The sequence below is a fragment of the Pseudomonas sp. TH39(2020) genome, from assembly GCF_016650715.1.
Taxonomy (GTDB): Bacteria; Pseudomonadota; Gammaproteobacteria; order Pseudomonadales; family Pseudomonadaceae; genus Aquipseudomonas; species Aquipseudomonas mandelii_C.
Genome location: NZ_JAEKFF010000007.1, coordinates 758,923 through 779,156 on the forward strand (window position 1 = coordinate 758,923; position 20,234 = coordinate 779,156).

A 20,234-nucleotide genomic window follows, 5' to 3' on the forward strand; every position below is an offset into this window, starting at 1 on the left:
AACTGAGGAAATGCTCCATGACTGACAAGCCTGGTTACCGCCGCCCGCAAGAGGGCACCCAGCCGGACTACCTGCACCCGGCCTATCAATCCACTAACCGTCGCTCGCCGTCCAAACCGTTGGTGTTTTTGCCCCATTCGCTGTCGGAAGTTACCGGTCCGACCATCGGTGCCGAGCGCATCCAAGCGCAGGACAACGACCTGACCGCCCAGCACAAGGGTGAGCCACTGGGGGAGCGCATCATTATCCATGGCCGCGTGCTGGATGAAGATGGTTTGCCGGTGCCGGGGATTCTGGTGGAGATCTGGCAGGCCAACGCCGCCGGTCGCTACAACCATGACCGCGACCTGCACGATGCACCGCTGGACCCGAATTTCACCGGTACCGGCCGCACCGTGACCGACGCTGACGGCTGGTACCAATTCCAGACCATCAAACCCGGCGCCTATCCGTGGGGCAACCACCACAACGCGTGGCGCCCGGCGCACATCCATTTCTCACTGTTCGGGCCGAGCATTCTGACGCGCCTGGTCACGCAGATGTACTTCCCGGGCGATCCATTGCTGGCGTATGACCCGATCTACAACTGCGTACCGGATACCAGCGCCAAAGAGCGTTTGATCGCCAGTTTCGACCTGGAAAAAACTATCCCTTCCTATGCCCTCGGTTATCGCTGGGACATCGTCTTGCGCGGCCGTGAAGCCACGCCGATGGAGAAATAAGATGACGCTGAACGCGACCACATCCCACACCGTCGGGCCGTATTACCACATCGGCTTGACCTGGTTGAACCGCGAAGACCTGACGGTCGAACAAACCCTGGGCGAGCGCGTGGCGATCACCGGGCAAGTCATCGATGGTAACGGCGACGTCGTCAACGACGCGATGCTGGAAGTCTGGCAAGCCAACGCCGCCGGCAAGTATGACCACCCCGAAGACGATCAGGACAAACCCCTGGACCCGAACTTCGAAGGGTTTGGCCGGGTGCCGGTGGATGCAGAAGGGCGCTTCCGTTTCACCACGATCAAACCGGGCACGGTGGAAGGCTTGAAAGGCACGACCCAGGCGCCGCATCTGGTGGTGTTGGTGTTTGCTCGCGGGTTGGTGAAGCACTTGCTGACGCGGATTTACTTTGATGGCGAACCGGCCAACGTGGCGGATCCGCTGCTGGAATGTGTGCCGTCTGAACGCCGCCATACCTTGCTGGCCAAGGCTGATACGTCGGGTGTTTACCAGTGGAATGTGATTTTGCAGGGCACTGATGCAGAGACGGTGTTCTTCGACTATTGAGTGAGCATCGCTAACCTTGTGGGAGCGAGCCTGCTCGCGAAGGCGTCGTATCAGCCACCATCAATGTTGCCTGTGCCGACGCTTTCGCGAGCAGGCTCGCTCCCACAGGGACTGTGTTGCGCTCAGGTAATGCATTTGTGGAACGGGGCTGTTGCAAAGTGTGTCTAGACTCTGACAGTCCCCATTGAGTAAAAAACAATGACAACTAACACCTCTACTACAGAGCACTACACCGGCGAAGAGCGCAGTAAACGGATCTTTGCGATTGTCGGCGCCTCGTCCGGCAACCTCGTCGAATGGTTCGACTTCTACGTCTACGCTTTTTCGGCGATCTATTTTGCCCCGGCCTTTTTCCCTTCAGATAATCCGACTGTACAGTTGGTCAACACGGCTGGCGTATTCGCCGCCGGGTTCCTGATGCGGCCCATCGGTGGCTGGATCTTCGGCCGTGTCGCGGACAAGCACGGGCGCAAGAATTCGATGATGATTTCGATTCTGATGATGTGCTTCGGCTCGTTGCTCATCGCCTGCCTGCCGACCTACAACAGCATCGGGGTCTGGGCGCCGATCATGCTGTTGTTCGCCCGCTTGATCCAGGGCCTGTCGGTGGGCGGTGAGTACGGCACCACCGCGACCTACATGAGCGAAGTGGCCCTCAAGGGCCAGCGCGGTTTCTTCGCCTCGTTCCAGTACGTGACGCTGATTGGCGGGCAGTTGCTGGCGGTGTTGGTGGTGGTGATTCTGCAACAGTTCCTCACCGAAGATGACTTGCGTGCCTATGGCTGGCGGATCCCGTTTGTGGTCGGTGCGTTGGCGGCGTTGATTTCGCTGTTCCTGCGTCGTTCGCTCAAGGAAACCACCAGCAAGGAAATGCGTGAGAACAAAGACGCTGGCAGCATCATGGCGCTGTTCCGCGACCACAAAGCCGCGTTTATTACCGTGCTCGGTTACACCGCCGGTGGCTCGCTGATTTTCTACACCTTCACCACGTACATGCAGAAGTACCTGGTGAACACCGCCGGCATGCACGCCAAGACCGCCAGCTACATCATGACTGGCGCACTGTTCCTTTATATGTGCATGCAGCCGCTGTTCGGCATGCTCGCGGACAAGATTGGCCGACGTAACTCGATGCTGTGGTTCGGCGCTCTGGGGACGTTGTTCACCGTGCCGATCCTGCTGAGCCTGAAAAGCGTCAGCAGTCCGTTTCTGGCGTTTGTGCTGATTACTGTAGCGCTGGCTATCGTCAGTTTTTACACCTCCATCAGTGGCCTGGTAAAAGCCGAAATGTTCCCGCCGGAGGTGCGCGCGCTGGGCGTCGGCCTGGCGTATGCGGTGGCGAATGCAATCTTCGGCGGTTCGGCGGAGTACGTGGCCCTGAGCCTCAAAGCCGGGGGTATGGAAAACTCCTTCTACTGGTACGTGACGGTGATGATGGCGGTGGCGTTCCTGTTCAGCCTGCGCTTGCCGAAACAGGCGAAGTACTTGCACAACGACCTTTGATCTTTACCCGTGGGCCTGATCGGCCCACGCCTCCAGGGACTGTTTATGAACGAGCGACCGGGCAATCAATTGTTCGATGCCTATTTTACTGCCCGCGACATGCGTGAGGTGTTCTGCGATCAGGGGCGGGTTCAAGCGATGCTTGATTTCGAAGCGGCACTGGCCCGGGCCGAGGCGCGAGTCGGGCTGATTCCGCAAACGGCTGTCGCGCCGATTGAAGCGGCCTGTCAGGCCGGGCATTACGACTTCGCCGCCCTCGGCGAGGCGATTGCCACGGCCGGCAATTCGGCAATTCCGTTGGTCAAGGCGCTGGGTAAACAGATCGCGGCCAACCATGCCGAAGCCGAGCGCTATGTGCATCTGGGCGCTACCAGCCAGGACGTGATGGACACCGGTCTGGTGTTGCAACTGCGTGGCGCGCTGGCGCTGATCGAAAGCGATCTGGCGCAACTGGGCGAAACGCTGGCGACCCAGGCGTTGCGCTACGTCGCCACACCACTGGCCGGGCGCACCTGGTTGCAGCACGCGACACCCGTCACCCTCGGCATGAAAATCGCCGGTTGGCTGGGCGCTGTCACTCGCAGCCGTCAACGTCTGCAACAACTCAAACCGCGACTGCTGGTGCTGCAGTTCGGCGGCGCCTCTGGAACCCTCGCGGCCCTCGGCGAGCAGGCGATGCCGATTGCCCAGGCGCTGGCTGAAGAATTGAAACTGACGCTGCCGGATCAACCTTGGCACACCCAGCGAGACCGCTTGGTGGAGTTCGGTTCGGTACTGGGATTGATCGCCGGCAGCCTCGGCAAACTGGGCCGAGACATCAGCCTGTTGATGCAGACCGAAGCCGCTGAAGTGTTCGAACCTTCCGCGCCGGGCAAGGGCGGTTCTTCGACCATGCCGCACAAACGCAACCCGGTGGGCGCGGCGGTGTTGATCGGTGCTGCGACGCGCGTTCCGGGTTTGCTCTCGACGCTGTTCAGCGCTATGCCTCAAGAACACGAGCGCAGCCTGGGCCTGTGGCATGCCGAGTGGGAAACCCTGCCGGAGATTTGCTGCCTGGTGTCCGGCAGCCTGAAACAAGCGATGCTGGTGGCGGATGGGCTGGAAGTGGACGCCGAGCGCATGGCCCGCAACCTCGATCTGACCCAAGGCCTGGTGCTCGCCGAAGCGGTGAGCATCGTGCTCGCCCAACGGGTCGGCCGCGACACCGCGCACCATCTGCTGGAGCAATGCTGCAAACGCGCCGTGACAGAACAACGTCATCTACGAGCGGTACTCGGCGACGAGCCGCAAGTGACTGCCGAACTGTCGGATGCTGAACTTGATCATCTGCTGGACCCCGCCCATTACCTCGGTCAGGCCCATACCTGGGTCGAGCGAGCGGTGGCTGAACATTCTGCGTTGACTGCCTGAAGGAGATTGCTGTGGCTTTCGTACAACTCGCCGAGGGCGAACTGCACTACCAAATTCAAGGGCCGCAACTCGATGGCCCGGCGGATGCGCCGGTGCTGGTGCTGTCCAACTCGCTGGGCACCGACCTGCACATGTGGGACGCGCAGATTGCGGCGTTCACCGAGCATTTCCGCGTGCTGCGTTTCGACACCCGTGGCCATGGCAAATCGCTGGTCACGCCGGGGCCGTACAGCATCGAGCAACTGGGCCATGACGTGCTGGCGTTGCTGGATGCGTTGCACATCGAACGCGCGCATTTCTGCGGTCTGTCCATGGGCGGGCTGATTGGCCAGTGGCTGGGGATCAACGCGGGTGATCGCCTGAACGCACTGGTGGTGTGCAACACCGCGGCGAAAATCGGTGATCCGTCGGTGTGGAACCCGCGCATTGAAACCGTGCTGCGTGACGGTCCGGCCGCCATGGTCGCGCTGCGTGATGCGTCGATTGCGCGCTGGTTCACCGCGGATTTTGCTGAAACCAATCCTGCCGCCGCGAAGAAGATTACTGACATGCTCGCCGCCACCTCGCCTGAAGGCTATGCCGCGAACTGTGCCGCCGTGCGCGATGCCGATTTCCGCGATCAGCTGTCCTCGATCAAGCTGCCGCTGCTGGTCATTGCCGGCACCGAAGACGCGGTCACGCCGCCGTCCGGCGGGCACTTCATTCAGGAACATGTGCAGGGCGCCGAGTACGCCGAGTTCTACGCCGCGCACTTGTCCAACGTCCAGGCCGGTGCTGCGTTCAGTGACCGGGTAGTGACGTTTTTGTCAGCTCATTAAGGGGATTGTTGTGGACGAGAAACAACGTTACGACGAGGGCCTGAAAGTCCGCCGCGCAGTCCTCGGCGACGCCCACGTCGACCGCAGCCTGAACGCGCTGACCGAGTTCAACTCGGAGTTTCAGGAGATGATCACCCGTCACGCCTGGGGCGACATCTGGACCCGTCCGGGGCTGCCGCGCCATACCCGCAGCCTGATCACCATGGCCATGCTGATCGGCATGAACCGCAACGAAGAACTCAAACTGCACCTGCGCGCCGCCGCCAACAACGGCGTGACCCGCGGCGAGATCAAGGAAGTGATCATGCAGAGCGCGATCTATTGCGGCATTCCGGCGGCGAATGCGACGTTCCACTTGGCAGAGTCGGTGTGGGATGAGCTTGGCGTCGAATCGCGGGAGTGATTCTGGCGATTTGCGGTGCCTGAGCTGACGCCTTCGCGAGCAGGCTCGCTCCCACAGTTTTCGGCGTGAACGTCAATTTTGTGTTCACTGAAAATCCCTGTGGGAGCCGGGCTTGGTCTGGGCGGCATTCCGACGATGGCGGTGGTGAGGTTTACAACAAACTGATCGGATAGCTGACGATCAACCGGTTTTCATCGAACTCGTTGTTGCTGAAATCCCGGCGAATGGTCGAGTTGCGCCATTTGACGTTGAGGTCTTTGAGCGCGCCGCTCTGCACGGTGTAACCCAGTTCGCTTTCGCGGCCCCATTCCTTGCCGTTGGTGATGGTGCCGGTGTGGACGTTGTCGCCGCTGATGTAGCGGTTCATCAAGGTCAAGCCGGGAATGCCGAGGGCGACGAAGTTGTAGTCATGCCGTACCTGCCAGGATTTTTCTTTCGCATTGTCGTAACTGGCGTTGTAACTGTCGTTGGCCAGGGTGCCGCCGCTGGTGCCATTGACCCGCATCCACGCGCTGTCGCCGGTGAGTTTTTGCAGGCCGACATAGAAGGTGTTGCCGCCGTATTTGGCCGAGAACAGGCCTGACCACGTCTTGTTGTCCAACTCGCCGGCCTGGGCGCCGCCGTCATCCTTGCCGTAGAAGAAACCGAGGTTGGCGCCCAGGGTCCAGTCGCCGATGGGCTGGCTGTGGATCAGATTCACGTATTGCTGGCTGTAGATGTCCTTGAGTTCGGCATTCCACAAACCAATCTGGGTGCGTTTCTCGTTAAAGGCGTATTCACCGCCCTGGAAGTTGAAACGGTCGGAGGTAAACGCCGGTTTGCCGGTCATCGACATGTCGCTCATGCTGCTGTCGTCGCGCGGGCTGTTGGCGCGGAACTGGCCGCCGTAGAGCGTCAGGCCGTTGATTTCCTTCGAGGTGATCTGGCCACCACGAAACGTTTGCGGCAGGGAACGACCGTCGTCCGAACGCAGGATCGGCAGCACCGGCATCCATTCGCCCACCTTCACTTCGGTCTGCGACAGCTTGGCCTTGAACGCCACGTTGGTGCGACCGAAGTTGTCCGCCGGGCGACCGTCGTGATCCAGCGGCAGCAACTGCGTACCGCCCGTGCCTTTACCTCCGTCGAGTTTCACCGAGTACAGGCCCAGCACATCCATGCCGAACCCGACGGTGCCCTGGGTGAATCCGGACTTGGCGTCGAGGATGAAACTTTGTGTCCACTCCTCTGCCTTGCCCTGAGCTTTGGTCGGGTTGGTGAAGTTGCGGTTGATGTAGAAGTTGCGCAGGTTCAGGTTGACCTTGGCACCTTCGACAAAGCCTGACTCCTCGGCCATGGCGGGCAGAGCCGTACTGGCCAGTGCAACGGCGATGAGGCTGGGGAACAAGTATTGAGTATTGGAAGGTGTCATGTGTCGGGTCTCTCTAATTTTTAGGTGTGAAACGGGGTGCTGCCGCCACCTGGGGGGTGCAGACAAAAATTTGAAATCAGGGCAAAAACGAACGAGATCAGCCGGACAGGGCAGGGCGCGGGGGCATGGTGTCGAACCTGTTGTTATTGGTCTTGTGCGACGAATGGTGCGGGGAATGGACTGGATGGTTCAATCGGGAAAAGCGGGTTTTGGGCGATTATCGAACATAAGATTGGCTGGGAATTTGTGTTGTCTGTTCCGGCCTCATCGCGAGCAGGCTCGCTCCCACAAGAGATTTGTGTCTGGCTCAAATTACATACACGCAGGTAGTCCCCTGTGGGAGCGAGCCTGCTCGCGAAGAGGCCAGTGAGGCCAACACAACTTTCCTGTGTTCAACAAAAAGCCCACCAATCGGTGGGCTTCTTGTTTTACAGCGCTATCAGAACAACTTCAGCTTCGGCGCTTCTTCTTTCAACGGTTCGTTCTTCGCCGTCTGCTCGTTCCAGCCACCGCCCAGTGCCTTGTACAGATTGACGGCACTGACCAGTTGCGCCAAACGGTCGGTGATCAGTACCTGTTGGGCACTGAACAGCTGACGTTGGGCATCGAGGAAGGTCAGGTTGCTGTCGACACCAATGCGATAGCGACGCTCGGCCAGACGGTAGTAGTCCTGGTTCGCGGTGACGAAATCACGCTGGGCCTGCAACTGATCGGTGTAGGTCTGGCGGGCGGCCAGGCCATCGGCGACTTCCTGGAAGGCCGTTTGAATGGACTTCTCGTAGTTCGCCACGCCGATGTCTTTCTGGATTTTTGAGTAATCCAGGCTGGCGCGCAGGCTGCCGGCGTTGAAGATCGGCAGGTTGATCTGCGGCTGGAACAACCAGGTGCCCGAACCGCCCTTGAACAGACCGGACAAGTCCGGGCTCAGGGTCCCGGCATTGGCGGTCAGGCTGATGCTCGGGAAGAACGCCGCCCGCGCCGCGCCGATGTTGGCGTTTGCCGCTTTCAGGTCGTATTCGGCCTGGAGGATGTCCGGACGACGATGCAGCAAGTCTGATGGCAGACCGGCCGGCACGTCGCTCAGCAGGTCGTCAGCCAATGGTTTGGCCGCTTGCAGGTTGGCCGGGACACCGGTGCCGAGCAGTAGCACCAGGATGTTTTCATCCTGGGCGACTTGACGGGTGTACTTGGCCTGTTGCGCGCGGGCGTTTTCCACCGAGGTACGCGACTGGGCGAGGTCCAGGGCCGAGGCGACACCCACTTCGTTGCTGCGGGCGGTGAGCTTGTAGCTCTCCTCGAACGCACCGAGGGTGTCCTGGGTCAGTTTCAGCAGTTCCTTGTCGGCCTGCCAGGTCAGATAGGCATTGGCCACGCTGGCCACCAGGCTGATCTGGGTGCTGCGGCGCGCTTCTTCAGTGGCGAAGTATTTCTGCAGGGCTTCTTCGCTCAGGCTGCGAACCCGACCGAACAGGTCGAGTTCATAGGCGCTGATGCCGACCGTGGCCGAGTAGGAACTGGTGATACCCGCTTCGCCGGTTTGCGAGGCCCGAGCCGGGACCCGCTGACGGCTGCCGGTGCCGTTGGCCGACACGGCCGGGAACAGATCGGCACGCTGGATGCGGTATTGGGCCGCGAAGGCGTCGATGTTCAGCGCCGCGACACGCAGGTCACGGTTGTTTTCCAGGGCGACCTGGATCAGCTGTTGCAGCGCCGGGTCATGGAAAAACTGCTTCCAGCCCTGTTCAGCGGCAGCCTGGGCAGGCGCCTGGGCCGAGGAATACGCCGGACCTTGCGGGTACTGGCCCGCCACCGGTGCTTCAGGCTGCTGATAATCGGGTATCAGCGAGCAGCCACCGAGCACGAAGGCGGCAACAGCCAGGGAAAGTAGCGACTTGCTCATAAGCCAGCCTCTTTAGAAGGTTCTAGAGCGTCGTCCTGGTCAGCGATTTTGCGCTGCCCCATGGCCGACACGGTGACGAAAAACAGCGGGACCCAGAATATCGCCAATACGGTGGCGGTGATCATACCGCCAATCACCACCGTACCGATGGCGTGCTGGCTACCCGAGCCGGCGCCAGTGGAAATGGCCAGGGGCACGACGCCGAGGACAAACGCCAGGGACGTCATGATGATCGGACGCAAACGCATGCGGCAAGCCTCGATGGCGGCCTCCTGCAAGCTCTTGCCCTGTTCATGCAGGTCTTTGGCGAACTCGACGATCAGAATGGCGTTTTTCGCCGCCAGACCAATGGTGGTCAACAGACCCACCAGGAAGTACACGTCATTGGACAGACCGCGCAGGCTGGTCGCCATCAAGGCACCGATAATCCCCAGCGGCACCACGAGCACCACCGCAATCGGAATCGACCAGCTTTCATACAACGCGGCCAGACACAGGAACACCATCAGGATCGACAACGCAAACAGCGCCGGCGCCTGCGAACCCGCCAGTCGTTCCTCGTATGACAGGCCGGTCCAGGATATACCAACACCGGCCGGCAGTTTCTGGGCCAGGGCTTCGACTTCGGCCATGGCTTCACCGGTGGAGTAGCCGGGTGCCGGGGCACCGAGGATTTCCATCGCCTCTACGCCGTTGTAACGCGACAGCTTCGGCGCACCGTAAATCCACTCACCCTTGGCGAACGCGGAGAATGGAACCATGGTGCCGGCGCTGTTGCGTACGTACCATTTCTTCACGTCTTCAGGACTCATGCGCGCGCCCGGCTGGCCTTGTACGTAAACCTTCTTCACCCGACCGCGGTCGATGAAGTCGTTGACGTAGCTACTGCCCAGGGCAATCGACAGGGTGCTGTTGATGTCGGCGATGGTAATGCCCAGGGCACTGGCCTTCTCGTCATCGATTTCCAGTTGGTATTGCGGTTCGTCGTTCAGACCGTTCGGGCGGACCTGCGACAGCACCTTGCTCTGCGCCGCCATGCCGAGGAACTGGTTGCGTGCAGCCATCAGTGCGTCGTGACCGATACCGGCACGGTCTTGCAAGAACACGTCGAAACCGGTGGCGTTACCCAGCTCCAGCACCGCCGGAGGTGCGAACGCAAACACCATGGCGTCACGGAAGGTGAAGAAATGCTGTTGGGCACGGGCCGCGACTTTGAACACGCTGTTGTCGGCGTTACGTTCGTCCCACGGTCGGAGCATGATGAACGCCATACCCGAACTCTGACCACGGCCGGCGAAGTTGAAGCCGGTCACGGTGAACACCGAGGCCACCGCATCACCTTCACCGCCGTCCTTGCCCGGACGCAGCAGGAACTCACGCATCTCGTCCACGACCACTTGCGTGCGCTGGGAACTGGAACCGGCCGGGGTTTGCACCTGGGCAAACAGTACACCTTGGTCTTCTTCCGGCAGGAACGCGGATGGAATACGCAGGAACAACCAGATCATGCCGACGACGATGATCACGTACACCAGCAGATACGGCACCTTGTTGCGCAGAATGTTGCCAACGCCGCGTTCGTAGCTTTTCACGCTACGGTCGAAGTTGCGGTTGAACCAGCCGAAAAATCCGCGTTTCGGGACGCCGTGCTCACCCTTGGGAATCGCTTTGAGCATGGTGGCGCAGAGCGCCGGGGTAAAGATCAGTGCAACCAGTACCGACAGGGCCATAGCCGAGACGATGGTGATCGAGAACTGCTTGTAGATCACACCGGTGGAACCGCCGAAGAATGCCATCGGCAACAGTACCGCCGACAGCACCAGGGCAATACCGACCAGTGCACCCTGGATTTGCCCCATGGATTTCTTGGTGGCTTCCTTGGGTGACAGGCCTTCTTCACTCATGACCCGTTCGACGTTCTCCACCACGACGATGGCGTCGTCCACCAGCAAACCGATGGCCAGCACCATACCGAACATGGTCAGGGTGTTGATGCTGAAGCCGAACGCCGCGAGGATCCCGAAGGTCCCCAGCAGTACCACGGGCACGGTCATCGTGGTGATGACGGTGGCGCGGAAGTTTTGCAGGAACAGGAACATCACCAGGAACACCAGCACGATCGCTTCGACCAGGGTTTCAACCACACCCTTGATCGACTCGGTCACCACCGGCGTGGTGTCGTAAGGGAATACCACTTCCATCCCTTGCGGGAAGAACGGCTTGAGGGATTCGATGGTCTTGCGCAGGGCTTTTGCAGTGTCGAGGGCGTTGGCACCGTTGGCCAGTTTCACCGCCAGACCGGAGGCCGGGCTGCCGTTGAACTGGGCGCTGATCGAGTAGTTTTCACCGCCCAGACCGACATCCGCCACGTCGCCGACACGCACTTGCGAACCATCCTTGTTGACCTTCAACAGGATCGCCTTGAACTGCTCAGCCGTTTGCAGACGGGTCTTGCCGATGATCGTCGCGTTCAACTGTTGGCCGGCCACGGCAGGCAAGCCACCGAGCTGACCGGACGACACCTGGACGTTCTGCGCGGCGATGGCGGTTTTCACGTCCCCCGGGGTCAGGTTGAAGTTGTTCAACTTGGCCGGGTCGAGCCAGATCCGCATTGCGTACTGGGCACCGAAGACCTGGAAGTCACCAACACCGGCGGTCCGCGAGATCGGATCCTGCATGTTCGACACGATGTAGTTGGACAGGTCGTCCTTGGTCATGCTGCCGTCGCGCGACACCACGCCGATCACCATCAGGAAGTTTTTCACTGCCTTGGTCACGCGGATACCCTGTTGCTGCACTTCTTGCGGCAGCAGCGGGGTGGCCAGGTTCAGCTTGTTCTGGACCTGAACCTGCGCGGTATCGGAGTTGGTGCCCTGCTCGAAGGTCGCGGTAATGGTCATGCTGCCGTCGGAGTTACTTTCCGAGGAGACATAACGCAGGTTATCGATACCGTTGAGCTGTTGCTCGATCACTTGCACCACGGTGTCCTGCACGGTTTGTGCGGACGCGCCAGGGTAAGTCACCTGGATCGCAATGGCCGGAGGCGCAATGCTCGGGTATTGGTTGATCGGGAGTTTGAGGATCGATAGAGCCCCGACCAGCATGATCACCAAGGCAATTACCCAGGCGAAAATCGGACGGTCGATAAAAAATCTGGACATGGTTTACTCCCCTTTGCCGCTGGAAGCCTTGTCAGCTACTTTTGCGGGGGCCGGGTTCTTTGCGCCAACGTTTGTCGCCTCAGTGGCTTTGACTTCAATGCCAGGTTTGACGAATTGCAGTCCTTCGGTGATCAGACGATCGCCGGCCTTCAGACCGTCTTCGATCAGCCACTGGCTGCCGACAGTGCGGCTGGCCTTGAGCTGACGCAGTTCGACCTTGTTGTCCGGGCCGACGACCAGCGCGGTCGGGGAGCCTTTGAGGTCACGGGTCACGCCTTGTTGCGGGGCGAGGATCGCCGCGCTGTTCACACCGGCCTGCAATTGGGCGTGTACAAACATGCCTGGCAGCAGGGTGTGGTCAGGGTTCGGGAACACCGCACGCAAGGTCACGGAACCGGTGGTCTGATCCACCGAGACTTCGGAGAACTCGAGTTTGCCTTCCTGTTTGTACTGGCTGCCGTCTTCGAGGGTCAGCTTGACCGCGGCCGCGTTGTCGCCAGATTTTTGCAGACGGCCGCTTTCCAGTTCGCGGCGCAGTTCCAGCAGCTCTACGGAAGACTGGGTCACGTCGACGTAGATTGGGTCCAGTTGCTGAATCACCGCCATCGCTTCGACCTGGCCGCTGGTGACCAGCGCGCCTTCAGTCACGGTCGAGCGGCCGATGCGGCCGGAGAGTGGCGCGTAAACTTTGGTGTAGCGCACATTGATCTGGGCGCTTTGCAGGGCGGCTTCCGATTGCAACCGGTTGGCCAGGGCTGTGTCGTATTCCTGACGGCTTACAGCCTGTTCGCTGACCAGTTGCTTGTAGCGATCCGAAATCGATTTGGTCTGCTGCAGATTGGCTTCGGCGCTTTTCAGGGTGGCGTCATAGACGGCCGGATCAATCTGATACAGCTGTTGGCCGGCCTTGACGTCGCCGCCTTCCTTGAACAGGCGCTTGAGAATGATGCCGTTGACCTGAGGGCGAACTTCAGCGATGCGGTACGCGCTGGTACGGCCCGGAAGCTCGGAGGTCAGGGTGAAGGCTTGAGGTTGCAGGGTAACGACGCCGACCTGAGGGGGTGGTGCGGCAGGTGCCGCCTCTTCCTTTTTGCATCCGCTGAGCAGCGATGCCAAGGCGAGGGCGGTGACCAGAGCGGTAACAGCTGGCTTGAATTGCATGAAAATCCTCGGGTCAGGCGCGCAAATTGCGCACTCGAAATGTGGAAAGGTAAAAAATGTGCGCTGAGTGGATAAGTAGCTTGCTAAGGAATATACTTACGTTCATGGTTGTTTGTAAATACCTTGGCCGCGTATCCACACCGTTACAAAAGCCGTTCAAGGGTTCGAATTGTAGGCCGGGGACGACGCCTGAGAGCGATCGCCCCACTTTTATTCAGCGGATGTTCAGACATCGCTGAAGCATCCTGATTGAGGTTGTACTGCCATGGTCCGTCGCACCAAAGAGGAAGCTCAAGAAACCCGCAGCCAGATACTGGAAGCGGCAGAAAAAGCCTTTTACGAAAGGGGCGTGGCGCGCACGACACTGGCGGATATCGCTACCCTGGCCGGGGTCACGCGCGGGGCCATCTACTGGCATTTCAGCAACAAGGCGGATTTGGTGCAGGCCATGCTTGATACCCTGCAAGAGCCGCTGGATGAAATGGCCAAGGCCAGTGAAAGCGAAGATGAGCTCGATCCCTTGGGCTGCATGCGCAAGCTGCTGATTCATTTGTTTCATCAAGTTTCTCTGGACCCGAAGACCCGACGCATCAATGAGATTCTGTTTCATAAGTGCGAATTTACCGATGAAATGTGCGACCTGCGCCAGCAGCGCCGAGCGGTCAGCCTTGATTGCAATGTGCGAATCGCCCTGGCCCTGAGTAATGCGATCAATCGGGGACAGTTACCGGAAAGCCTCGATACGGCCCGTGCGGCCATCAGCCTGCATGCGTATATCGATGGCATCCTGTATCAGTGGCTGTTGGCGCCCGACAGTTTTGAATTGCACACTGAAGCCGAGCGTCTGGTCGATACAGGGTTGGACATGCTGCGCTTGAGCCCCAGCCTGCGCAAATGAAACAAAATGCGTAATTGGATCCGGCCATGTCAACATTTGAGGGCGGATGAGGATCATCCCGACGCTCGCCTGATTGCAATGGGTTGCTTTTATATACGTAGGCTCGCCAGGTTGATAGGTAGTGAGCTACCTGATTTGTAGGGATTTTGTGAGTAACCCGGTTGCAAAAAAGCCCCGGCTCTTTCGAGTCGGGGCTTTTGCGTTTCAAGCGGGGACGCTTACAACACCGGGTAGTCGATGTAGCCAACCGCGCCCTTGGAATAAAACAGCTCAGGACGTGGCTCATTCAACGGCGCATCGGCCTTCAAACGTGCCGGCAGGTCCGGGTTGGCAATGAATGGCACGCCGAAGGCCACCGCATCAGCCTTGCCGCTGGCGAGCCAGGCGTTGGCGCTGTCTTTGGTGAAGCGTTCGTTGACGATGTACGGGCCGCCGAACGCTTCCTTCAATTGTGGACCCAGGCTGTCGCCATCTTCTTTCTCGCGGGAGCAGATGAAGGCGATGCCACGTTTGCCCAGTTCGCGAGCGACGTAAGTGAAGGTCTCTGACAAGTTGTCGTCACCCATGTCGTGGGAATCGGCGCGCGGTGCCAGGTGCACACCCACGCGGCCAGCGCCCCAGACTTCAATCGCTGCGTCGGTCACTTCCAGCAACAGGCGAGCACGGTTCTCCAGGGAGCCGCCGTAATTATCGGTGCGCTGGTTGGTGCTGCTTTGCAGGAACTGGTCGAGCAGGTAACCGTTGGCGCCGTGAATTTCCACGCCGTCAAAACCGGCCGCCTTGGCGTTCTCGGCACCGGTGCGGTAGGCGTCTACGATGTCGGCGATCTCAGCGGTTTCCAGAGCGCGCGGGGTTGGGTAGTCGGCCAAAGGACGGACCAGGCTGACATGACCTTTTGGCTGAACGGCGCTGGGTGCAACCGGCGCTTCACCGCCCAGGTACGACTCGTGGGAAACCCGGCCGACGTGCCACAGTTGCAGGAAAATCTTGCCGCCCGCGCCGTGGATCGCTTTGGTCACATTGGCCCAGCCACGCACCTGATCGTTGGACCAGATGCCCGGGGTGTCCGGGTAGCCGACGCCCATTGGCGTGACCGAAGTGGCCTCGCTGAGGATCAGGCCGGCCGAGGCACGTTGTACGTAGTACTCGGCCATCAGTGCGTTTGGCACGCGGCCTTCGTCGGCGCGGCAGCGGGTCAGCGGTGCCATGATGATGCGGTTGGCCAACTCGAGGTCGCCCAGTTTGATCGGATCGAAAATAGTCGTCATGAAGTAAAACCCTCGTGAGGTTAGTTGATAGCAGGAGCCAGTTCGGGGTTGCCGCTCTGGCGGAAAGTAATCAGGGTCACCAGCAGGGCGAGAACCGCCAGTGCGGCTGCCGCGAGAGGAACGCTGGTCAAGCCGAAACCGTGGGCGATGACGCTGCCGCCGACCCAGGCACCCAGTGCGTTGCCGATATTGAAAGCGCCGATGTTCAGGGTCGACACCAGGTTCGGTGCGGCCTTGCCGTAGGTCACTACGTTCACTTGCAGGGCGGGCACGGCGGCAAAGCACGCGGTGGCCCAGAGGAACAGGGTGATTTCGGTAGGAATCAGCGCAACGCTGGTCCAGGTCAGTACGGTGGAGATCACGGCCATCGAGATAAAGACGCCGATCAACGTTGCGGCCATGCCTTTGTCAGCCAGTTTGCCGCCGATGATGTTGCCGACCGTCAGGCCCAGGCCGATGAGCATCAGGGTCCAGGTCACGCCTTTGGGCGAGACGCCAGTGACATCGCCGAGCAGCGGGGCGACGTAGGTGAACAGGGTGAATACGGAAGCCGCGAACAACGCGGTCATGCTCAACGACAGCCAGATCCCGGCGCCTTTGAGGGCGCGCAGTTCGGCGCGCATGTCGAGTTTCTCTTCATCGCGCTTGGCCGGCAGGAAGCGAATCAGGCCGATCAACGCGATCACACCAATCACGGTCACCGCCCAGAAGGTCGAACGCCAGCCGGCTTCCTGACCGAGCGCGGTGCCCAGCGGAACGCCAAGCACGTTGGCCAGGGTCAGGCCGGTGAACATCAATGCCACCGCCGAAGCCCGCTTGTTCGCCGGAACCAGACCCGCTGCCACCACCGAGCCAATGCCGAAGAACGCACCGTGGCAAAGCGCAGTGACCACACGGGCAAACATCAGCACGTTGTAGTCGGTCGCCATTGCACAGAGCAGGTTGCCGACGATGAAGATGCCCATCAACGCTACCAGCGCGGCCTTGCGCGGCAATCGAGAGGTGGCCAGTGCCATGAACGGCGCACCGATGGCCACGCCCAGGGCGTAACCGGTCACCAGCCAGCCAGCGCCGGGGATCGATACACCGAGGTCCGCCGCCACATCGGGCAACAAGCCCATGATGACGAACTCGGTGGTGCCGATGGCGAAGGCGCTCAAGGCCAGTATGAGTAGCGAGAGGGGCATTGTTGATTCCTTATCGGCGTACTGACGTAAAGGGTCAGAGCTCTTTGCTGAAGGTTTTGAGGAATTCCTGAATGGTTTCCTCATTGCGTTTGAAAAAATGCCACTGGCCGACTTTGCGGCTGCTGATCAGGCCGGCGCGTTGCAGGGTTGCCAGGTGTGCAGACACCGTGGACTGCGACAAACCGCAACGTTGATCAATCTGCCCGGCGCAGACGCCGTGCTCGTTGCTGTGGGACTGGTCGGGGAATTCGACGGTCGGGTCTTTGAGCCAGTGCAGGATTTCTCGCCGTACTGGGTGTGCCAGGGCTTTTATTATTTCGTCGAGATTGATGGTCATGGTATTGGGCTCGTGATGAGTAAAACGCTATATCGCGATGAGGCGAACTTTAAATCTGTAATTCGCGATATACCAATATGATTTTGGTCTGAGGACCGCTTAATTCGGTATATCGAGTTATAACGATATGATGAGTGTAACGATACAAAGGCGCAGTGCTAAGCTGCGCCCATGAACTATCTCGCACATCTGCATCTCGGTGGCCAGCGCCCCGGTCAATTGCTCGGCAGTCTTTATGGCGATTTCGTCAAAGGGCGGTTGCAAGGGCAGTTCGATCCGGAGATCGAAGCGGCCATTCAGCTGCATCGCAGCATCGATGTCTTTACCGACCGCCATCCGTTGGTGGACGTTTCGTTGTCACGATTTTCCCTGACCCGCAGGCGTTACGCCGGGATCGTGCTCGACGTGTTTTTCGACCATTGCCTGGCCCGGGACTGGACACTCTATTCGGATCAGCCGCTGGAGCAATTCACTTCGGGCGTGTATCGGGTGCTGTCCACCGAGGCGCAATTGCCCGAGCGTCTGGCGCAGATCGCGCCGCACATGGTGGCTAATGACTGGTTGGGTTCATATCGGGAATTTGCGGTGCTTGAGCAAGTGCTGCGAGGGATTTCACGGAGACTGACGCGGCCGGAGGAACTGGCCGCAGCGATGCAGGAATTGCGGGTGTTGTATGAACCGTTGAGCAATGACTTTCGGTTGTTCTATCCGCAGCTTCAGGATTTCGTGGCGCAGCGTGTGTAGCCAGGATCAAAAGATCGCAGCCTTCGGCAGCTCCTACAGAGATCGGCGTAGGAGCTGCCGCAGGCTGCGATCTTTTTCTTTCAGGCAGCGATCAATTCGCCGACACGTCGCGGTTCGGCAGGTTTGGCCACTTCACCAAACAACGCCTTCTGCACCGCCTGCTGCGCCTCGAACGCCAGTGCCGCACGCTCGCGACCTTCACACGCGATTGGCTTGAGCAAATGAATCTCCACCTCACCCCGATCATGGGCAAACAAGCGCATCAGGTGCGAGAGCAAATCATCGTCGCCAATGAACGGCGCCAGCGCATCGAGCTCTCCGTCGCGCAGATAACGAATCGCCACCGGCTGCAGCTTCACTTCTGAGTCGATCGCTGCAGACAGCAATCGACCGTGGAAAGTGCGCAACGAACGGCCATCGGTGGTGGTGCCCTCGGGGAACATCAGCAACGGATGTTCCTGCTCCAGATGACGGGTCATCTGTTTGCGAATCAACTGACTGTCGCCCGACCCCCGGCGGATGAACAAGCTGCCAGCCTTGGCCGCCAACCAGCCCGCCACCGGCCAGGTGCGCACTTCGGCCTTGGACAGGAACGACAGCGGCGTGAGCATGCCCAGCAGCGGAATGTCGGTCCAGGACACATGGTTGCTGACCCAGAGCATCGGCGCCTTCGGCAATTCACCGTGCACGGTCACGCGAAAGGGCAGGGCATTACTCAGGCGAGCCATGAAAAACCGCGACCAGCGCTGGCGACGCACCATCGAATGAGCAATCCCCAAACGCTCGAATAGCCCAAACACTCCAGCCATGCTCAAACCCAGCGCCACCACCACCAACACTCGCGCAATCCGCGCGTACACCCGTAACCGACTCATCATACGGCCGCCTTGAAGTGCTTGGCATAACGTGGGCAGAGTTCGTCGCGCTTGAGCAGGATGAACACGTCGGCGACCTGGAAGTCTTCGTCCCAGCACGGCTCGCCGCAGATCTTCGCGCCAAGCCGCATGTAGGCCTTGAGCAGCGGTGGCATTTCGGCGATGACATTGGACGGGATGTCGAGGCTCGGCAGCGGCTTTTTCGGCTCCGCCCGCAGGTGTTCCGTACACAGGTAGCGCTCGCGTAGGCGCTGCATGATCGCGTGGGCCTGGATGCCGCCGTCCTGCATCGGGATGCTCGCGCAACCCATTAAGTAGCTGTAGCCGCCCTGGTTCAGCACTTCGGCCAGTTCGCCCCAGAGTACGGCGATGGTGCCGCCGTTGCGGTACGCCGGGTCGACGCAAGTGCGGCCGATTTCCAGGATCGGGCCTTTGAGATGGACCAGGCCGTGCAGGCTGAATTCTTCTTCGCTGTAGAACTTGCCCAGGCTGCTGGCGGCCGTGTGGTCGAGCAAACGGGTGGTCGCCACCAGACGCCCGGTGTTCAAGTCACGCACGCCGATGTGGGCGCAGTGAACATCATAGTCATCCATGTCCAGACCCAGCTCAGCGCCTTTGAGCTTGGCGTTGAATTCGCCGCTGAACACGTTGAAGCGCAAGGCCTGGGCTTCCTGCAAGGCCTCGGCGCCCACCAGGCGTTCGGCTTGCAGGCGGCGTTCATTGCCGGTGTCGCTGATGCGGGCGATCTGAGTCATTGCGAATCTCCATACGGGCCGGTCACCCGTCTTGGGTAGCAGCCGATCGACTTTCTTTATGCAGCCGTGTTGTGCAAAGTCAGGCTATGTAGCCCCGGTGTCATCGCCATGAAGCTTTGGTGATGCTTATATGACAGCCTTTGAGGAGCCTCTTATGCCCTGGCAAAACCTGCTGCGCCGCCGCGATCGCTTGCCCACCAACCCGGACCTGGCCGAGGGATTCGCGACCTTGTTGCACCAGTTGGGTAACGTCACGCCGTTCGAATTGGCGGTGGCCGGCGGGCGTTTGATGTCGACGCCAGGGCTGGCGTTTCTGGTGGGCTATCAGGCGGCGTTGCGGATGCTCTGGCCGAGCGCGCCGCTGAGCCTCGGCGCCTTGTGCGCGACCGAACAGCGCAGCCTGAAGGTGGCGGACATGCAGACCCGTCTGCACGATTTGCGTCTGAGCGGGCGCAAGGATTTTGTCACCGCAGGCGATGCCGCCGATTGGCTGCTGATTGCTGCCCGCAGTGAAGCTCCCGACGAAAAACCGCGCCTGAGTCTGGCGGTGGTTTATCCCGATGAACCGGGCGTGCGTCTGGAGAAGCTTCCGGCGATCCCGTTGATGCCGGACATCAGCCATGGCCGGCTGTTTCTCGATAACGCTCAGTGCGAACTGTTGGCGGGGGATGGCTGGGATGCTTACATCAAACCGTTCCGCACCCTTGAAGACATCTATGTGCTGAGCGCCATGACCGCTTGGCTGTACGGCATCGGTCAGGACAGCGACTGGCCACAAGCCTTGCAACTGCGTTTGCTGGCGCTGCTGGCCGGGTGTGCGGAAGTCAGCCGGCAGGCGCCGAATAATCCGTCCGGGCATGTGTTGCTCGCAGGCTTGTTTGCGCAGTTCGATGGGCTCAAGGCCGAGGTGGCTCAGGCACTGGCCGATGGTCCGCAGCATTGGGCGGCGATTTGGCAACGCGATCAGTCCGTCATGGATTTGGCGGTGGGTGCGCGGGGGAAGCGGTTGGCCAAGGCACTCGCTGGATCGTCAGTGGGCTGACTGGCCTCTTCGCGAGCAGGCTCGCTCCCACAAGGGAATGCATTTCAAAGGTGGGAGCGAGCCTGCTCGCG

The 20,234-nt window shown here is 60.2% G+C and carries 18 protein-coding genes; 9 read left to right on the forward strand and 9 right to left on the reverse strand.

Annotation, left to right across the window (positions count from 1 at the left end):
• Positions 1-17: 17 nt before the first annotated feature.
• From pcaH to pcaC, 6 genes are all read left to right on the forward strand, one after another.
• Positions 18-722 carry a protocatechuate 3,4-dioxygenase subunit beta gene (pcaH, locus tag JFU47_RS23910; RefSeq protein ID WP_201186045.1) on the forward strand — a complete coding sequence of 235 codons (705 nt, stop codon included), beginning with the start codon at positions 18-20 and terminating at the stop codon, positions 720-722.
• Position 723: 1 nt separating this feature from the next.
• On the forward strand, positions 724-1,290 hold the full coding sequence (pcaG, locus tag JFU47_RS23915; protein ID WP_201186047.1) for a protocatechuate 3,4-dioxygenase subunit alpha: 567 nt from the start codon (positions 724-726) through the stop codon (positions 1,288-1,290).
• A 198-nt stretch (positions 1,291-1,488) separates the two neighbouring features.
• Positions 1,489-2,793, forward strand: coding sequence for an MFS family transporter (locus JFU47_RS23920; protein WP_201186049.1), 1,305 nt, complete (start codon positions 1,489-1,491; stop codon positions 2,791-2,793).
• A 45-nt stretch (positions 2,794-2,838) separates the two neighbouring features.
• On the forward strand, positions 2,839-4,203 hold the full coding sequence (locus JFU47_RS23925) for a 3-carboxy-cis,cis-muconate cycloisomerase (protein WP_201186057.1): 1,365 nt from the start codon (positions 2,839-2,841) through the stop codon (positions 4,201-4,203).
• 11 nt (positions 4,204-4,214) lie between these two features.
• Positions 4,215-5,021: a 3-oxoadipate enol-lactonase gene (gene pcaD, locus JFU47_RS23930; protein WP_201186059.1), complete on the forward strand. Its 807-nt coding sequence runs from the start codon at positions 4,215-4,217 to the stop codon at positions 5,019-5,021.
• 10 nt (positions 5,022-5,031) lie between these two features.
• Positions 5,032-5,424, forward strand: a complete 393-nt coding sequence (pcaC, locus tag JFU47_RS23935; protein ID WP_033060940.1) for a 4-carboxymuconolactone decarboxylase — start codon at positions 5,032-5,034, stop codon at positions 5,422-5,424.
• A 151-nt stretch (positions 5,425-5,575) separates the two neighbouring features.
• Here pcaC and JFU47_RS23940 read toward each other — a convergent pair whose 3' ends face one another.
• The 4 genes from JFU47_RS23940 to JFU47_RS23955 form a co-directional block, all read right to left on the reverse strand.
• Positions 5,576-6,835, reverse strand: a complete 1,260-nt coding sequence (locus tag JFU47_RS23940) for an OprD family porin (RefSeq protein WP_201186061.1) — start codon at positions 6,833-6,835, stop codon at positions 5,576-5,578.
• A 439-nt stretch (positions 6,836-7,274) separates the two neighbouring features.
• On the reverse strand, positions 7,275-8,735 hold the full coding sequence (emhC, locus tag JFU47_RS23945) for an efflux RND transporter outer membrane subunit EmhC (RefSeq protein WP_201186069.1): 1,461 nt from the start codon (positions 8,733-8,735) through the stop codon (positions 7,275-7,277).
• Positions 8,732-11,896, reverse strand: a complete 3,165-nt coding sequence (gene emhB / locus JFU47_RS23950) for an efflux RND transporter permease subunit EmhB (protein ID WP_046046199.1) — start codon at positions 11,894-11,896, stop codon at positions 8,732-8,734. Before emhB ends, emhC begins: the two co-directional genes overlap by 4 nt.
• Before the next feature lie 3 nt (positions 11,897-11,899).
• On the reverse strand, positions 11,900-13,057 hold the full coding sequence (locus tag JFU47_RS23955) for an efflux RND transporter periplasmic adaptor subunit (RefSeq protein WP_140677501.1): 1,158 nt from the start codon (positions 13,055-13,057) through the stop codon (positions 11,900-11,902).
• 265 nt (positions 13,058-13,322) lie between these two features.
• On the opposite strand from JFU47_RS23955, the gene emhR reads away from it, so the two are divergent.
• A complete protein-coding gene (emhR, locus tag JFU47_RS23960; protein ID WP_123366858.1) occupies positions 13,323-13,955 on the forward strand; it encodes an efflux system transcriptional repressor EmhR in 633 nt (210 codons plus the stop codon).
• A gap of 218 nt (positions 13,956-14,173) precedes the next feature.
• On the opposite strand, the gene JFU47_RS23965 is transcribed toward emhR, so the two are convergent.
• From JFU47_RS23965 to JFU47_RS23975, 3 genes are read right to left on the reverse strand one after another with little or no spacing between them, the layout of a single operon-like run.
• Positions 14,174-15,223, reverse strand: coding sequence for an alkene reductase (locus tag JFU47_RS23965; RefSeq protein ID WP_123366857.1), 1,050 nt, complete (start codon positions 15,221-15,223; stop codon positions 14,174-14,176).
• 20 nt (positions 15,224-15,243) lie between these two features.
• Positions 15,244-16,410, reverse strand: a complete 1,167-nt coding sequence (locus tag JFU47_RS23970; protein WP_201186071.1) for an MFS transporter — start codon at positions 16,408-16,410, stop codon at positions 15,244-15,246.
• 34 nt (positions 16,411-16,444) lie between these two features.
• A complete protein-coding gene (locus JFU47_RS23975) occupies positions 16,445-16,747 on the reverse strand; it encodes an ArsR/SmtB family transcription factor (RefSeq protein ID WP_007983055.1) in 303 nt (100 codons plus the stop codon).
• A gap of 171 nt (positions 16,748-16,918) precedes the next feature.
• Here JFU47_RS23975 and JFU47_RS23980 point away from each other — a divergent pair, with 171 nt between their 5' ends.
• The gene (locus tag JFU47_RS23980) at positions 16,919-17,491 is read left to right on the forward strand and encodes an acyl carrier protein phosphodiesterase (protein ID WP_140677497.1); all 573 of its coding nucleotides are present in this window, start codon (positions 16,919-16,921) and stop codon (positions 17,489-17,491) included.
• Between the two features lie 80 nt (positions 17,492-17,571).
• Here the strand turns inward: JFU47_RS23980 and JFU47_RS23985 are convergent, their stop codons facing one another.
• Together JFU47_RS23985 and olsB are read right to left on the reverse strand one after the other, a co-directional pair.
• Complete coding sequence (locus JFU47_RS23985; protein ID WP_201187318.1) at positions 17,572-18,366, reverse strand: lysophospholipid acyltransferase family protein; 795 nt, start codon at positions 18,364-18,366, stop codon at positions 17,572-17,574.
• Positions 18,366-19,121 (reverse strand): L-ornithine N(alpha)-acyltransferase, encoded by a 756-nt coding sequence (gene olsB, locus JFU47_RS23990; protein ID WP_008152922.1) that lies wholly within the window; start codon positions 19,119-19,121, stop codon positions 18,366-18,368. The genes JFU47_RS23985 and olsB overlap by 1 nt, the downstream gene beginning before the upstream one ends.
• 154 nt (positions 19,122-19,275) lie before the next feature.
• Here olsB and JFU47_RS23995 point away from each other — a divergent pair, with 154 nt between their 5' ends.
• The gene (locus JFU47_RS23995; RefSeq protein WP_201186073.1) at positions 19,276-20,163 is read left to right on the forward strand and encodes an acyl-CoA dehydrogenase family protein; all 888 of its coding nucleotides are present in this window, start codon (positions 19,276-19,278) and stop codon (positions 20,161-20,163) included.
• The last annotated feature ends 71 nt before the right edge of the window (positions 20,164-20,234 follow it).